General features: G+C 72.7%; 15 protein-coding genes. 6 read left to right on the forward strand and 9 right to left on the reverse strand.

Annotated elements, in window-relative coordinates:
• Positions 1-16: 16 nt before the first annotated feature.
• Positions 17-1087, reverse strand: a complete 1071-nt coding sequence (locus FA582_RS04070) for an aldo/keto reductase (protein WP_010148906.1) — start codon at positions 1085-1087, stop codon at positions 17-19.
• Positions 1088-1284: 197 nt separating this feature from the next.
• Here FA582_RS04070 and FA582_RS04075 point away from each other — a divergent pair, with 197 nt between their 5' ends.
• Positions 1285-2016, forward strand: a complete 732-nt coding sequence (locus FA582_RS04075) for a VldE C-terminal domain-containing protein (protein WP_237707559.1) — start codon at positions 1285-1287, stop codon at positions 2014-2016.
• A gap of 378 nt (positions 2017-2394) precedes the next feature.
• On the opposite strand, the gene FA582_RS04080 is transcribed toward FA582_RS04075, so the two are convergent.
• From FA582_RS04080 to FA582_RS04090, 3 genes are read right to left on the reverse strand one after another with little or no spacing between them, the layout of a single operon-like run.
• A complete protein-coding gene (locus FA582_RS04080) occupies positions 2395-3042 on the reverse strand; it encodes a LutC/YkgG family protein (protein ID WP_010148904.1) in 648 nt (215 codons plus the stop codon).
• Positions 3039-4664, reverse strand: a complete 1626-nt coding sequence (locus FA582_RS04085) for a LutB/LldF family L-lactate oxidation iron-sulfur protein (protein ID WP_010148903.1) — start codon at positions 4662-4664, stop codon at positions 3039-3041. Before FA582_RS04085 ends, FA582_RS04080 begins: the two co-directional genes overlap by 4 nt.
• The gene (locus FA582_RS04090; protein ID WP_010148902.1) at positions 4661-5464 is read right to left on the reverse strand and encodes a (Fe-S)-binding protein; all 804 of its coding nucleotides are present in this window, start codon (positions 5462-5464) and stop codon (positions 4661-4663) included. The genes FA582_RS04085 and FA582_RS04090 overlap by 4 nt, the downstream gene beginning before the upstream one ends.
• A gap of 165 nt (positions 5465-5629) precedes the next feature.
• On the opposite strand from FA582_RS04090, the gene FA582_RS04095 reads away from it, so the two are divergent.
• Genes FA582_RS04095 through FA582_RS04105 form a run of 3 tightly spaced genes read left to right on the forward strand, consistent with a single transcriptional unit; the run spans position 5630 to position 7703 of the window.
• Positions 5630-6121, forward strand: coding sequence for an acyl-CoA thioesterase (locus tag FA582_RS04095; protein WP_010148901.1), 492 nt, complete (start codon positions 5630-5632; stop codon positions 6119-6121).
• The gene (locus FA582_RS04100) at positions 6118-6804 is read left to right on the forward strand and encodes a DUF8185 domain-containing protein (protein ID WP_010148900.1); all 687 of its coding nucleotides are present in this window, start codon (positions 6118-6120) and stop codon (positions 6802-6804) included. Before FA582_RS04095 ends, FA582_RS04100 begins: the two co-directional genes overlap by 4 nt.
• Positions 6801-7703, forward strand: coding sequence for an aminoglycoside phosphotransferase family protein (locus FA582_RS04105; RefSeq protein ID WP_141567732.1), 903 nt, complete (start codon positions 6801-6803; stop codon positions 7701-7703). Before FA582_RS04100 ends, FA582_RS04105 begins: the two co-directional genes overlap by 4 nt.
• Here FA582_RS04105 and FA582_RS04110 read toward each other — a convergent pair.
• On the reverse strand, positions 7682-8224 hold the full coding sequence (locus FA582_RS04110; protein ID WP_010148897.1) for a winged helix-turn-helix domain-containing protein: 543 nt from the start codon (positions 8222-8224) through the stop codon (positions 7682-7684). The genes FA582_RS04105 and FA582_RS04110 overlap by 22 nt on opposite strands.
• Before the next feature lie 79 nt (positions 8225-8303).
• Here FA582_RS04110 and FA582_RS04115 point away from each other — a divergent pair, with 79 nt between their 5' ends.
• A complete protein-coding gene (locus tag FA582_RS04115) occupies positions 8304-9596 on the forward strand; it encodes an MFS transporter (protein ID WP_010148895.1) in 1293 nt (430 codons plus the stop codon).
• A 96-nt stretch (positions 9597-9692) separates the two neighbouring features.
• Here the strand turns inward: FA582_RS04115 and FA582_RS04120 are convergent, their stop codons facing one another.
• Entirely contained in the window at positions 9693-9878 is a 186-nt protein-coding gene (locus FA582_RS04120; protein ID WP_141567731.1) for a hypothetical protein, read from the reverse strand.
• Positions 9879-10224: 346 nt separating this feature from the next.
• On the reverse strand, positions 10225-10368 hold the full coding sequence (locus FA582_RS16315) for a hypothetical protein (RefSeq protein WP_158640854.1): 144 nt from the start codon (positions 10366-10368) through the stop codon (positions 10225-10227).
• Positions 10369-10585: 217 nt separating this feature from the next.
• On the opposite strand from FA582_RS16315, the gene FA582_RS04125 reads away from it, so the two are divergent.
• Positions 10586-12007, forward strand: coding sequence for a hemolysin family protein (locus FA582_RS04125; RefSeq protein ID WP_010148894.1), 1422 nt, complete (start codon positions 10586-10588; stop codon positions 12005-12007).
• Between the two features lie 114 nt (positions 12008-12121).
• On the opposite strand, the gene FA582_RS04130 is transcribed toward FA582_RS04125, so the two are convergent.
• Complete coding sequence (locus FA582_RS04130; RefSeq protein ID WP_010148893.1) at positions 12122-13849, reverse strand: alpha-amylase family glycosyl hydrolase; 1728 nt, start codon at positions 13847-13849, stop codon at positions 12122-12124.
• 130 nt (positions 13850-13979) lie between these two features.
• Entirely contained in the window at positions 13980-14390 is a 411-nt protein-coding gene (locus FA582_RS04135) for a globin (RefSeq protein ID WP_010148892.1), read from the reverse strand.
• Between the last annotated feature and the right edge of the window lie 7 nt (positions 14391-14397).

Here is a 14397-nt window from a genome sequence, read left to right on the forward strand (position 1 = left end):
GCCGCATCCTAGTGACTCACTCGATCTCTGCCGACGTCGCCCACAGGTCCACACCCTCGGTGCTGCCGGACAGGCGGTCGATCTCGGCCAGCTCCTCCTGGGTGAAGTCGGTCCGGTGGGCTGCGGCCAGGTTGTCCTCGAGCTGCTGGACGCTGGAGACCCCGATGAGGGTGGAGGTGACCCCGCCGGGGCGGATGGCCCAGGACAACGCCATCTGCGCCAGCGTCTGCCCGCGTCCCTCGGCGACCTTCGCGAGCCCGCGCAGACGCTCCCGGTTGGCCTCGGTGAGCACGCTGCTGTCGAAGGAGGGCCGCGCGGTCGCCCGCTCTGCGTCGTCGCGGTCGAGGTACTTGTCGGTGAGCAGGCCCTGCGCGAGGGCGGTGAAGCCGATCGACCCCATACCGTGGCCGCCCAGCGCGTCGAGCAGGCCGTCCTCGACCCACCGGTTGAGCATGTTGTAAGCCGGCTGGTGGATGATCAGCGGCGTGCCCAGCTCGCGGGCCACGGCGACCGCCTCGGCGGTGCGCTCGGGGGAGTAGCTGGAGATGCCGGCATACAGCGCCTTGCCCTGACGGATCGCGGTGTCGAGCGCGCCGATCGTCTCGGCCACCGGGGTGTCCTCGTCGGCGCGGTGGGAGTAGAAGATGTCGACGAAGTCGACGCTCATCCGCGAGAGGGACTCCTCCAGGCTGGCGAGGAGGTACTTGCGCGAGCCGAGCATGCCGTAGGGCCCGGGCCACATGTCCCACCCGGCCTTGGTGGAGAGCACCATCTCGTGGCGGTAGGGGCGGAAGTCGGTGCGCATCATCCGCCCGAAGTTCTCCTCCGCGGAGCCGTAGGGCGGGCCGTAGTTGTTGGCCAGGTCGAAGTGGCTGATGCCCTCGTCGAAGGCGCGGCGCAGGATCTCGCGCTGGGTGTCGAACGGCCGGTTGTCGCCGAAGTTGTACCAGAGGCCGAGCGAGAGCGGCGGCAGCAGCAGGCCGCTGTCGCCGACGCGGCGGTAGTCCAGCTTCTGGTGCCGGTCGGGCGCGGCGACGTAGGGGCGGTGCGTCTCGGGGACGTCTGCGGCGTAGTAGGCCTCACTCATGGGTGGCAGGCTACGCCCGCCGACCGGTCTGGGCGCGGGTGGCGGGGTGCGTGATGGCCGATGCTGACGGCAGCGCCGGGCCTGGGTGGCGTTGGTCACGGATAGAAGCTCTCGGCGGCGCCCCAGGTTGGTCGCGGACACTAGGCGGTATGCCGCCCGCGTCCGCCTCTGCGCCTGCGTCGGCTCCGGTGCCGGCCGTGCGACGGCGCGGACCCGGGCGCGTGGTCGCCGCACTGGCGGGGCTCGTGCTCGCCGGCGGCGTCGTGGCCTGGCCGACGGTGCGCGACTGGTCGGCGGACCTCACCGCACCGTGCGGCATCGTCGTGGACGGCGAGCGGGTGTCGCTGGACCAGGCCCAGGCGCGCGCCGCGACGCAGGCTGCCGCGCAGGTGGTGCGGGGTGGTCAGAGAGGCGGTGCTCCGGGCGGTGGTGCAGCGGTCGAGGTGCCCGACGGGGTGGTCGAGGCCGTGCTGTCCGCGCGCGCGGACACCGCGCTCACCTGCCGGGTCGGCGAGCCCGACGTCGCCGCGGAGGAGGTCGGCGGGTCCGGTCTGACCCCGCGGGCGGAGGCGGTGCTCGAGGAGGTGCGCGAGGACTTCGGTGACGTGCTGGTGGGTGGCTTCGCCCCGGGAGGCGTGGACTCCGGTCATGGCGTGGAGTCGACCCACTACGACGGGCGGGCGGTGGACGTGTTCTACCGGCCGGTGACCGAGGAGAGCCGTGACCAGGGGTGGGTCCTGGCCCAGTGGCTGGTGGCGCACGCCGAGGAGCTGACGGTGCAGTACGTCATCTTCGACGACCACTGGTGGGGTGTGCGTCAGTCGGCCGGTGGGTGGCAGGCCTACGACGTGCCCGGCGCCCCCGGCACCCAGGACCCGGTCCTGCGCCACCTCGACCACGTGCACGTCGACGTCGTCCGGGGCGGGTAGCCCGCCCGTGCGTGGGAGGGCACGGGCGCCGGCCCCGTGGAGCCACTGACAGCCGGAAGGTCCACCCTCAGCCGGAAGGTCCACCCTCAGCCGGGAAGTCCACTGACAGCCCCCTCGAGCAGGCTGATGGATGACGTGGCGGCTGACAGTGAGGTCCGGGAGCGCGGCGCACCCGTCGGGGTGCGGAGATGGGTGCGTGTGTACGGATCCTCTCCGGTATGCGGGCCCTGGGCGGGGAGGATGGGTGCGCGTGCACGGATCCTCACCGGTATGCGGGCCCTGGGCGGGGAGGATGGGTGCGCGTGCACGGATCCTCACCGGTGTGCGGGGCCTGGGCGGGGAGGATGGGTGCGCGTGCACGGATCCTCACCGGCAGACCTACCCGACGACGATGACGTCCAGGGTGCGCGGGCCGTGGACGCCCTCGACCCGGTCGAGCTCGATGTCGCTGGTGGCGCTCGGCCCGCTGATCCAGGTGAGCGGCCGACCGGGATCCACCACGGTGACGGCGTCCGGGACGTCGTGGACCACCTGGTCGACCCGAATCACGCAGACGTGCTGGTCGGGCACCAGCGTCAGGGCCCTGCGCCCCTGGTCGCCCGCGTGGTCGAGGACGATCGTGCCGGTCGTCGCGATGCCCACGCGGGCGGCAGTGACCACGGCGTCGATCCCGTCGAGCTCATCCGCGGTGAGCGGGTCGCCACCTGGACCCTCGTCGGGTCGCAGCCGCAGACCGGCCTCGCGAGCGGGCATGACCCACGCGGCGTCCAGGTCGGCGGGCAGGACCACGGTGTGCGCCCGGCCTCTCGCCAGCGCCGCGGCCACCTCGACGCCGACCTGCTCCGGGGTGCACCGGACCACGGTCGCGCGGTAGTCGGCGACGTTGTCGACGAACAGCTCCAGCGTCGCCTCGGCGGACTCGCCGGCAGCGGCGATCCTCGGGACCGGCCCCCTCGCGCCCCGCTCGTCGGTCGCGTCGGAGGTCGCCGACCGCAGCCGCGCCAGGATCTCCTCGCGCGCACTCACGACGACTCCCCGGAGGTATGCCGTGGGTCGCGGCTCTCGGCGTCCGCCGCGGTGCCGCCGCCCGTCCGGTGATCGGTCGCCCCCTGCTCGTCCGGGGTCGCCTCGTCCACGCCGTCCCCGGTCGGGCCTGCGACGGGGCTCGCCGCCTCGTCCGCGCCCGCATCAGGGTCGTCGCCGTGCGTGCTGGCCCACCACTGGCGGAAGGTCTGGGTCGGCGGCGTCGGGACGTCCCGTGCCTGGGTCCAGGCGCCGAGGCCAGGCACGGAGCGCAGGGTCCGGCCACCGAGCAGCCGCCCGCCGAGGGTGGACGCCCGCTGGGCCGCCTCCATCCGCCGGTGGTCGCCGAACATCCACGCCGCCGCCTTCATCGAGGCGGCCTCCGCCGACCGCCCGGAGGCCTCGTCGACGACCTGGGTCCGCAGCTTGACGAGCAGCGCGGGGATGTCGATGCGCACCGGGCAGGCCTCGAAGCAGGCGCCGCACAGGCTGCTGGCATAGGGCAGGCTCTTGTCGACCTCCGAGGACGTGCCGCGCAGCTGCGGGTTGAGGACCGCGCCGATGGGACCGGGATAGACCGAGCCGTAGGCGTGACCGCCCGCGCGTTCGTAGACCGGGCAGACGTTGAGGCAGGCCGAGCACCGGATGCAGCGCAGCGCCTCCCGGCCGACCTCGTCGGCGAGGACCCGGCTGCGCCCGTTGTCGAGCAGCACGACATGCACCTCCTGCGGGCCGTCGCCGGGGGTGACGCCGGTCCACATCGAGGTGTAGGGGTTCATCCGCTCGCCGGTGCTGGAGCGGGGGAGCAGCTGGAGCATCGTGGAGAGGTCCTCTAAGCTCGGCAGCACCTTCTCGACCCCGACCACGCTGATGAGGGTCTCGGGCAGGGTCAGGCACATCCGCCCGTTGCCCTCGGACTCCACCACGACGAGCGTCCCGGTGTCGGCGATGGCGAAGTTGGCCCCGGAGACGGCGACCTTGGCGCGCAGGAACTTCTCCCGCAGGTGCAGCCGGGCGGCCTCGGCCAGCCGGGCCGGCTCGTCGGTGAGGTCCTCGGGCGCCGCGCGACCGACGCCGCCCATCTCACGGACGAAGATCTCGCGGATCTCGGCGCGGTTGCGGTGGATCGCCGGGACGAGGATGTGGCTGGGCCGGTCGTGGCCCAGCTGCACGATGAGCTCTGCCAGGTCGGTCTCCCAGGCCGCGATGCCCGCCGCCTCGAGGGCCTCGTTGAGCTCGATCTCCTGGGTGGCCATCGACTTGACCTTGACGACCTCGTCGGCGCCCTTGGCCCGGGTGATGTCGATGACGATCTGGTTGGCCTCCGCGGCGTCCCGCGCCCAGTGCACGGTCGCACCACGCGCGGTGAGGTTGGCCTCCAGCTCCTCGAGGTAGTCGGGCAGGTGGTGCAGGGCCTCGTCCTTGGCGGCCGCCCCGGCCACCCGCAGGTCCTCCCAGCCCTCGACCTCACCGACGACCGCCGCCCGCTTCGTGCGGATCGTGGCCGTCGCGTGCGCCAGGTTGCGCCGCTGCTGGGTGTTGGCCAGGGCGTCCTTGGCGGCGCGCTGGAAGGACGGCATACCGAGGAAGGTCGCCGACGTGGCCTGGACGGGCAGCTCGCTCATGCCGGGTCCTCCTCGGTCGCGGCGAGCACCTGGGCCAGGTGCACGGTGCGGACCCCGGAGCGCTGCCGGTCGAGCATCCCCCCGATGTGGGCGAGGCAGGAGTTGTCGCCCGCGACGAGGACCTCGGCCCCGGTGTCGCGCACGTGCCGCGCCTTGTCGGCGCCCATGGCGATGGAGGTGTCGGCGTTCTTCATGGCGAAGGTCCCACCGAAGCCGCAGCACTCGGTCGCCGCCGGCAGGTCGACCAGGTCGATGCCGCGGACCTCCCGCAGGAGGCGCAGCGGCTTGTCGCCGACGCCGAGCATCCGCAGGCTGTGGCAGGTCGGGTGGTAGGTGACCCGGTGGGGGTAGTAGGCGCCGACGTCGGTGACGCCCAGGACGTCGACGAGGAACTCCGAGAGCTCGTGCACCCGCGGCGTGAGCTCCTCGACCTCCCGCTCGAGCCCGGTGTCGCCGGCGCGGCGGGCGAGCATGGCGTGCTGCTCGCGCACCGAGCCGACGCAGGAGCCGCTCGGAGCCACCACGTGGTCGGCGCCGCCGAAGACGTCGACGAACCGGCGCACGAGCGGGGTGGCCTGGTCGGCATACCCAGTGTTGGTGAACATCTGCCCGCAGCAGGTCTGCTCGCGCGGGAAGACCACCTCGCACCCGAGGCGCTCCAGCAGGGTCACGGTGGCGCGCGGGGCCTCGGGCCACATCGTGTCGTTGAAGCAGGTGGCGAAGAGGGCGACACGAGGGGCTCGGCGCGCAGCAGTCCCTGACGTCGGCGACGCCTCGGTCCCCGCGGTGGTGGCAGACATGGACCAGTCCTCTCCGAGTGGTCAGACCATTGTGCTCACCCGTCACGCTAGCCGATCTGACCGGTCTCGGCGAGGGAGGCGTGCGGGTGCCGGCCGCTCCCGGCGACCGAGGGCGGCCTCCACCGGCGTGCACGCCGACTGACCTCGGCGGCGACAATGGGTGCCATGAGCACCCTGCCCGACGTGCCCGAGGTGGCCACCACCTTCCCCATCACCGTGCGCTGGTCCGACCTGGACGCCTACGCCCACGTCAACAATGTGCAGTACCTCCGCCTCTTCGAGGAGGCCCGCGTCTACGCCTTCAAGGCGTGGTTCGGCCAGGGGCGCGACCTCATCGACGAGGGCATGCTCGTGGTGTCGCAGGCCATCGACTACCTCCTGCCCATGGAGTTCGCCTACGCCCCCGCCCGGGTCGCCGTCTGGTGCGCCGGCGTGGGCGGCGCCTCCTTCGAGCTGGGGTATGCCGTCGCCGGGCCGGAGGGGGACGACACCGTCTATGCGCGGGGCCGGGTGAGCCTCGTCGCCTACGACCTGCGTCAGCAGCGGCCGCGTCGGCTCGGCGCCGACGAGCGGGAGGCACTCGCCGCGGTCACCGGCCCGCGCCCGGTGCTGCGCGGCGACCGCGCGGCCGGTGAGCCTCGCGGGACGTCCGCGTGAGCATCCCGACCACAGGACCGGCCGAGCTGCGCTTCACCGACGGTGAGACGCTGGCCGACCTCGCGACCTACGTGCGACGCGCCACCCGGTTGGACGCCGACGGGGCGATCAGGCTCCAGGCGGTCGGGGCGGTCCTCGCCGCGTGGGTGTGCGTGCTCCCTGGATCGGGGCTCATGCGCTCCGGGCTCACGCTCGGGCTGCGGACGATGCGCCTGGTCGAGGGCCACTCGCCGGTTGATGCGACGGTGGCGCTCGCGGCGCTCGGTGACCGCTTCGCGCGACGCGCCGCCACCGGTGACGCCACCGCGCAGCTGCCGGTGCCGCCCCAGGAGGTCACCGCGCCGTGGGCCGGCTTCACCGCTCCGCGAGGCGAATGGGAGCCGGCGGGCACCGTGCTCGTGACCGACCTGGTCCAGGCCGCGCGGGCCGGGATCGAGGAGGTGGCCGTCGGGGCCCCCGAGGGCTCCGGGTCGGCCGCCGTCGGTGCGCTCCGCAGCCGGGTCTGGGGCAGGACCGTCGGGCAGTCGCAGGTGCCCGCGGCGGCCGGACTCGCGGTGCATACCCTCGGTTTCGCCGGTCCGGACCGGCCTGGGGGAGCAGAGGGTGCCGTGGCGACGGTGCACCGCAGCGGCCCGTGGCTGCGGGTGTCCACGGCCGCGGGTCACGTGCTCGTGCGCCCGTGACCCAGCCCCCTCGGGTCCCGCCCGATGACGGACGCCCGGACGAGGCTCCGCCGGACCACGACCCGGGGGCGCCGGATGAATGGATGCGGCGCTGGGGCCTCACGCTGGACGGCGCACGGCTCCGTGGTCACATGGCCAGCGTGTGGCCGGTGCGGGGGCCGGCCGGCGAGCGGTGGGTGCTCAAGGTCACCGATGCGCACCACCCGCCGACGGCGGAGGCCGCTGCCCTCCGTGCCTGGCGGGCGAGCGGGGCCGCCGTCGTCGACGTCATCGAGGACGACGGCCACGGCCTGCTGCTGGAGCGGCTCGATGCCACCCGTGACCTCGCCGGCGTGCCTGACGCCGACCGCGCCGACTCTCTCCTGGCCGACGCGATGGCCGGGCTCGGCGGAGTAGCGCCACCCGCGGAGGTGCCCCGTCTCGGCCGGGAGCTGAGCCGCGTCCGGGCGAGCATCCTCGAGCACCGACGGCATACCCCACAGCTGCTGCCGGGCCGCGTCGTCGACCGGGCGGTGGCAACGTTGACCGAGGCGGCGAGCGAGCTCGAGGCCCCGGGTGCGGTGCTGGAGCTGGTCCACCTGGACCTGCACTATCTCAACGTGCTGCGCACCCTCGGCGACGACCGGTGGGTCGTCATCGACCCGTTGCCTCAGGCCGGGTGGCGTGAGATCGAGGTGGTCGCCCCGTTGCGCAACCGGTGGGACGACGTGCTCGCGACCGGCGAACCCGATGCAGCCCTCCGCAGGCGGCTGGCGCTGCTGTGCGATGGCGCCGGCCTGGACCGGGTCCGAGCGGCTGCCCTGGCGCAGGCGGTGGCCGTCGACAACCTGCTCTGGCTGCTGCCACGGGACCCGACGTCAGCCTTCGTGCCGCCCTATCAGGTGCTCTCGGGGTGGTGAGGCCGGCTGCTCGTGTCGGGGTGGAGGGCGAGGAAGAGCGACCACGGCCGGGCCTCGCTGTCGCGCGGACGAGCCTGGAACTCGGTGAGCAGAGCGTGCAGCCGCTGCTGGAACTCCGCCAGCTCCTCGGGCGGCAGCCGTAGCCCCATCCGGGTCATCTGACGCTCCGGCTCGGGGATCGAGGCGATCTCGTCGAGGAAGGCGTCGAGCATGGAGTTGGCGCCGAAGGCGGTGTAGGTGAACCACGACTTGCCGGTCGTGCGGTAGGGGATCTCGCGGGCGCCGCGACGGCCACGGCGGGCGGGCAGCGCCTCGAGGTAGCCGGTGTCGACGAGGGTCCGGACGTGGTGCAGGACGGTGGCCGGATGCAGGTCGAAGGTCTCGGCGATCTCGCGGTTGGTGAGCTCCTCGTCCAGGCAGAGGCGCAGGATGCGCAGCCGCAGACCGGAGGCGAGGGCCCGGGCCTCCGCGTCGGTGGCGGCCCGGCGCTCGTGGCGCGGCCTCGCGGCTGGCTCGTCCATGACGGTGACCTTACCGGTGAGGCGCGCCGGAACGGCATACTGATTGACAGAACCCAATCACTTGCCTCAGGATCAGCCCATGACCGCACCCCGCGCCGCCAGCCTCTGGCGCCACCACGACTTCCGTCAGCTCTGGATGGGCGACACGGTGTCGGTCTTCGGGGCACAGTTCGTCGGCCTCGCGATGCCGCTCATGGCCGTGCAGCTCCTGGGCGCCAACGCCTTCCAGATGGGGCTCCTGGCCACCCTGGAGTCGCTCGCCTTCCTGCTCATCGGGCTGCCGGCCGGCGCGTGGGTGGACCGCTGGCGCAAGAAGAGGGTGCTCATCCTCGGCGACGTGGGTCGCGCGCTGCTGCTGCTCTCGCTGCCGGTCGCCTGGCTGCTCGACGCGCTGACGATGGGCCAGCTCTACCTCGTGGCCGTCGGCGTCGGCGTCATCACCGTCTTCTTCGACGTCGCCAACCAGTCCTACCTGCCCGAGATCGTCGACAGCGACCAGATCAGCGACGGCAACGGCAAGCTCCAAGCGAGCCAGCAGACCGCGATGGTCGTCGGGCCGGCGGCCGCCGCGGCGATGGTCAGGTGGTTCGGCTCGCCGCTGACGATCGCCGTCACCTCGGTCTGCATGGGGCTCAGCTCGCTCTTCGTCAGCCGGATCCGGCACGAGGAGAAGGCCCCCGACCCGGCGGCGAGGCGGCCGCTGGTCACCGAGATCAAGGAAGGGCTGTCCTTCGTCCTCAGCCAGCCGCTGCTGCGGCGGATCGTCGCCTGCACCGGCACGAGCAACCTGGCCTCTTCAGCCGTCTTCGCGCTCTTCGTGCTGTATGCCCTGAGCACCCTCGAGCTCGCCGAGACCACCCTCGGGCTGATCTTCTCCGTCGGCGCCATCGGCGGGCTGCTCGGCGCGGTGACCTCCGCGTGGTTCGGTCGGCTCGTCGGCGAGGGGCGCTCGATCCCGGTCTCGGCGACCATCTCCGGGCTGGCGATGCTCAGCGTGCCGCTGGCCTCGATCCTGCCCACGGTGCCCACCCTCATCGTCGGCCACCTGCTCATGTCCTGGGCGGTCGTCGTCTACAACGTCACCCAGGTGAGCTTCCGTCAGCGGCTGTGCCCCAAGCCGCTGCTCGGCCGGATGAACGCCTCCATCCGCTTCCTCGTGTGGGGCCCGATGCCGATCGGCGCCTTTCTCGGCGGCGTGCTCGGCCAGAGCCTCGGGCTGGTGCCGACGCTGTGGATCTTCTGCCTCCTCGCGCTGGCCTCCGCGCTGCCGGTCCTCCTGTCCCCGCTGCTGGGCATGCGTGACCTGCCTCGCGAGCTGGACGCCCTCGCGGGCACCGGCCCCACCAACCAGCCCGCCCCAAAGCAGGACTGACCACGGGATAGCACGAGCTTCATCGGCAAACTCGCCGATGAAGCTCGGGCTATCCCGTGGTCAGTCCCGCTGGCGCGGTGCCGCTGTCGTCGGCGCTCAGTGCGGCGCACGGGCCAGCCGGCCTCGCAGCACCGCCCACGGACGGGACGAGCCAGCGCGGTGGGCCGCCACCGTCGGCGCGCCCGTGGTGGGTTCGCGCCGGCGTTGGCTCAGCCGGCGTCGGAGGTCGTGCTCTCGCTCGGTCGCCTGGGCGCGGGCGAGCATGAGGTGAAGGGTGTTCATGATGTCTCTCTCGGGGTGGTTCGGGCCCGGCAGCGTGGTGCCGCCAGGAGTGTGGGGTGGAACGAGGGGCGCGGGTATGCCGCGAGATCCGCCCGCGCAGGGCGGGGCGGTCCCTCGGGGAAGTTCGGGTGGTGTCAGCTCGCTGGCAGTTAGCCGCGAGGAGCGGCGCAGCTATCTGACCGAGCGCCGCAGATGGTTGCGCGCGGAACGTCCGCTCGAGGAGCGAAGCCGCTCAACACGGCAGTGCTATGGGTGCGAAACCGTTGAGTGTGAGCAGTGCTGTCGAGCGCGACGCTGCTGAAGGCGTCAGTGCTGCCGAACGCGGAGCCGGTGTCTGCGGCGCCGCCTACTCCGACAGGCCGGCTCCGTGCACCAGAGCCGCTGCACCGACGAGGTGCGCGCCATACCGGGAGCCGTTGAGTCCCGCAGGCCGCGGCCCGACACCGAGGGGCGAGGGATCGACGGCGATGTGGTTGAGCAGTGTGGTCACAGCGGTCTCCTCTCGTCCTGGGCGCGGGCGCCGGGTGCGTCCGAGGCACCAGCATGGGCGCTGCCCCAGCAGTGCCGCAACGGGTTTTCGGTCCACCCAGCCAGGAGTGACCACGGCCTAGCCCGACCTCCATCGGCAAACTTCCCGATGGAGGTCGTGCTAGCCCGTGGTCGGTCGCGCAGGGGAGGGCTGACGCCGGGCCGCATACCCTGACCCCATGGACGCCAGTCTGCTGACCAATGTCGCCCTCGTGCTGCTCTTCGTGCTGGTCGGTGGTGTGTTCGCGGCGACCGAGATGGCGATCGTGTCGCTGCGGCCCTCGCAGGTCGACGACATAGAGCGGTCCGGGCCGCGCGGGCGCAAGGTCGCCGAGCTGGTGCGCGACCCCAACCGGTTCCTCTCCGCGGTGCAGGTCGGGGTCACGGTGGCGGGCTTCTTCTCCTCGGCGTTCGGTGGCGCGACCCTGTCGCCGACGGTCTCGACCTGGCTGCAAGGGCTCCGTATGACGTCCGCCGTCGCCGATCCGCTCGCGCTGGTGCTCATGACCCTGGTCATCGCCTACCTGTCGCTCGTGCTGGGTGAGCTGGTGCCCAAGCGGCTGGCGATGCAGCGCTCGGCCGGGTTCACCCGCGTGCTCGCGCCGCCGCTGGGGGTCTTCGCCACCGCGCTGCGGCCGGTGATCTGGCTGCTGTCGGTGTCGACCAACGTCGTCGTGCGCCTGCTCGGCGGCAACCCCGACGCCACCAACGAGGACATGTCGATCGAGGAGCTGCGGCGGGTCGTGGAGGACAACCGCGACCTGCGCGGCTACGACCGCGAGATCCTCTCCGACGTCTTCCGGGCCAGCGAGCGGACCCTCGGCGACGTGCTGCGGCCCCGACCGGACGTGGAGTTCCTGCGCGCCGACGACACGATCGCCTCGGTCATCGGGCCGATCCGCGACAGCGGCCACAGCCGCTACCCGGTGACCGACGAGGGCGTCGACGACATCCTCGGGTTCGTGCACATCCGCGACCTCTTCACCCTGCCGGAGGCCGAGCGCGAGCAGCGGCGGGTCCGCGACGTCACCCGCGACATCACCGCGCTGCCGGTGACCAAGCCGGTGCTCGCCACGCTGGCGCTGCTCCGCTCGCAGCAGCAGCACCTGGCGCTGGTCGTCGACGAGCACGGCGGCACGGAGGGGATCGTGACGATCGAGGACCTGGTCGAGGAGGTCGTGGGCGAGATCTACGACGAGTACGACACCGACCCCGACCCCGAGGACTCGCTGGTCCGGGCCGGTGGGCGCGCGGTCGTCTCGGGCAGCTTGATCGTGGAGGAGCTCGAGGACGCCCTCGGCCTGGCGCTGCCGCACGGGTCCTACGAGACGGTGGCCGGGCTCATCCTTGAGCAACTGGGTCGCGTCGCGCAGGAGGGCGACGCGGTCGTCATCGACGACATCCGGCTCACGGTGGTGGGGCTGGAAGGCCTGCGGATCACCGAGGTCGAGGTCGCCCGGGAGCCGCAGGAGGAGGACGGAGACGCAGGTGAGGCCGTCGAGGCCGATGGGAGCGCCGAGGCAGAGCGGGCCGACAGGGCGGCTGGGACCGCGGGATCGGATCGCTCCGAGGCGCCGCCACCGGAGAACCCTCGGAACTGATGCTCGTGCAGAAATGGTGTGGCGCACCCGTCGTCCTGGCGACGGATGTGCCACACCGTTCCTGCACGAGGATGGGCTGGGGCCCGTGCTCGGTGGCCGAGGCGCCCAGGGGGCTCAGGCCAGCCAGACGGCGCTGTCCTGGTGCAGGGTGCGCCGACCCTGGTCGTCGCGGTGCAGGCGGCCGCTCGCCACGAGCACCTCGCGGCCCTCGGGCAGCGCGACCGGCTCCTCGCCGAAGTTGGTCAGGACGGTGACGGCGGGGCCGTCCTCGCGCGCGTTGGTGAACGCGACGACGCCCTCGGGCAGCGGCATACCCTCCAGGTCGGAGACCCACTCCAGCCCGCCGACGCCGAGGTCGTGCTCGCGGCGCAGGTGGAGCAGGGTGCGGTAGAGCTCCAGCGTCGAGCCCGGCACCCCCTCCTGGCGGTCGGCCGACAGCGAGCCGTAGAGCAGCGGCTGGGGCAGCCAGGGGTCCACGTCGTCGTCGGCGCCGAACCCGAAGGACGGCTCACCGGCCACCCACGGCAGGGGTATGCGGCAGCCGTCGCGCCCGGTCTCCTCGCCCTGGGTGCGGTGGAAGGCGGGGTCCTGCCGGACTCCCGCCGGCAGCGCCGTGTGGTCGGGCAGCCCCAGCTCCTCACCGTTGTAGAGGTAGGCAGAGCCGGGCAGCGCCAGCATCATGGCGGTCGCCGCGCGGGCCCGCCGCAGACCGAGGACGGCGTTGGGCTGCGGGTCATCGGCGGCGATGCCGTTGGGGCGCGGCTTGCCGACCGGGAGCCCGAGCCGGGAGGCGTGCCGGACCACGTCGTGGTTGGACAGCACCCACGTCGTCGGGGCGCCCACGCCCTCGGCCGCGACCAGCGAGGTCTCGATGATGCGCTGCTGGTCCGCGGCGCGCCACGGCGCCTGGAGGTAGTGGAAGTTGAAGGCCTGGTGCATCTCGTCCTCACGGACGTAGGCCATCGTCCGCTCCTGGGTGGGCAGCCACGCCTCGGCGCAGAGGATGCGGTCGCGCTGCGGGTCGCCCTCGGGGTTGTAGGAGTCCAGCACCTGCCGCCATCCGCGGTAGATCTCGTGGACCTCCGCCTGGTCCCACATCGGGCCCATGTCGCCGTGCACGACCGGCTCCTCGTCGGCGCCGGCCATGACGGCCCGCGCCTCCCAGTCGGGCAGCTCGGCGTCCTTGACCAGCGAGTGGGCGACGTCGACCCGGAAGCCGTCGACGCCGCGGTCCAGCCAGAAGCGCAGGATGTCGTGGAACTCCTCGATCACCTCGGGGTTGCGCCAGTTGAGGTCGGGCTGCTTGGTGTCGAAGAGGTGGAGGTACCACTGGCCGGGGGTGCCGTCCGGCTCGGTGACACGGGTCCAGGCGATGCCGCCGAAGATGCTCTTCCAGTTGTTGGGCGGCTCGCTGCCGTCGCCCCGGCCGTCGCGGAAGACGAAGCGCTCCCGCTCGGGGCTCCCGGGCGCGGAGGCCAGCGCCTGCTCGAACCACGCGTGCTCGTCGCTCGTGTGGTTGGGCACGAGGTCGATGAGGACGCGGATGCCGAGCTCGTGCGCGCGCTCGATGAGCGCGTCGGCGTCGCCGAGGTCGCCGAAGACCGGGTCGATGTCGCGGTAGTCCGCGACGTCATACCCGGCGTCGGCCATGGGGGAGCGGTAGAACGGGCTGATCCAGATCGCGTCCACCCCGAGCTCGGCGAGGTAGGGCAGCCGGGAGGTGATGCCCGGCAGGTCACCGACCCCGTCGCCGTTCGCGTCGGCGAAGCTGCGGGGGTAGACCTGGTAGATGACGGCGTGGCGCCACCAGGGCGCATCGTGCGTGGAGGGGGAGTGGGTCACGGGGGACAACGCTATGTCGCCGCGCGGGGGTCGGTGCAAATCGAGGTATGCCGGTGGCCGGCGGCGTCCGGAGGTCGCGCGGCCGGGGAGCGCGCGGGTCCGGGGCGGTGGTCGGCGGTCGGACCCCTGGTCAGTCCTCGGCGAGGGTGTTGACCATGGCCTGCGCGGCGTGCGCCATGTAGGCACGGACCTGCTGCTCGTCGATCGCGGACATGCGGTCGCTGACGCTGTCGATGGCGGTGTTCATGTGAAGCAACCAGCGGTCGCGCTGGGCCGGGGTGACCCGGAACGGGTGGTGGCGCATCCGCAGCCGGGGGTGGCCGCGTTGCTCGGAGTAGGCCGTGGGGCCGCCCCAGTACTGCTCGAGGAACATCCGCAGCCGCACCTCCGCGGGGCCGAGGTCCTCCTCGGGGTAGAGGTCGCGCAGCGGCGGGTCGTTGGCGACGCCGCGGTAGAACTCGCGGACCAGCGCGACGAAGGTCTCATGGCCGCCGATCCGGTCGTAGACGGTGCTCGGGCGGTCGGGGGAGGGGGTGCTCACCCCTCCA

The organism is Serinicoccus profundi, from assembly GCF_008001015.1.
GTDB classification, from domain to species: Bacteria; Actinomycetota; Actinomycetes; order Actinomycetales; family Dermatophilaceae; genus Ornithinicoccus; species Ornithinicoccus profundi.

What these genes read in the sequence shown, in the direction of transcription:
- FA582_RS04070 (WP_010148906.1), bottom strand. Translation starts at nt 1,087, where the DNA reads ATGAGTGAGGCCTACTACGCCGCAGACGTCCCCGAGACGCACCGCCCC.
- FA582_RS04085 (WP_010148903.1), bottom strand. Translation starts at nt 4,664, where the DNA reads ATGAGCGAGCTGCCCGTCCAGGCCACGTCGGCGACCTTCCTCGGTATG.
- FA582_RS04090 (WP_010148902.1), bottom strand. Translation starts at nt 5,464, where the DNA reads ATGTCTGCCACCACCGCGGGGACCGAGGCGTCGCCGACGTCAGGGACT.
- FA582_RS04095 (WP_010148901.1), top strand. Translation starts at nt 5,630, where the DNA reads ATGAGCACCCTGCCCGACGTGCCCGAGGTGGCCACCACCTTCCCCATC.
- FA582_RS04110 (WP_010148897.1), bottom strand. Translation starts at nt 8,224, where the DNA reads ATGGACGAGCCAGCCGCGAGGCCGCGCCACGAGCGCCGGGCCGCCACC.
- FA582_RS04115 (WP_010148895.1), top strand. Translation starts at nt 8,304, where the DNA reads ATGACCGCACCCCGCGCCGCCAGCCTCTGGCGCCACCACGACTTCCGT.
- FA582_RS04120 (WP_141567731.1), bottom strand. Translation starts at nt 9,878, where the DNA reads ATGAACACCCTTCACCTCATGCTCGCCCGCGCCCAGGCGACCGAGCGA.
- FA582_RS04125 (WP_010148894.1), top strand. Translation starts at nt 10,586, where the DNA reads ATGGACGCCAGTCTGCTGACCAATGTCGCCCTCGTGCTGCTCTTCGTG.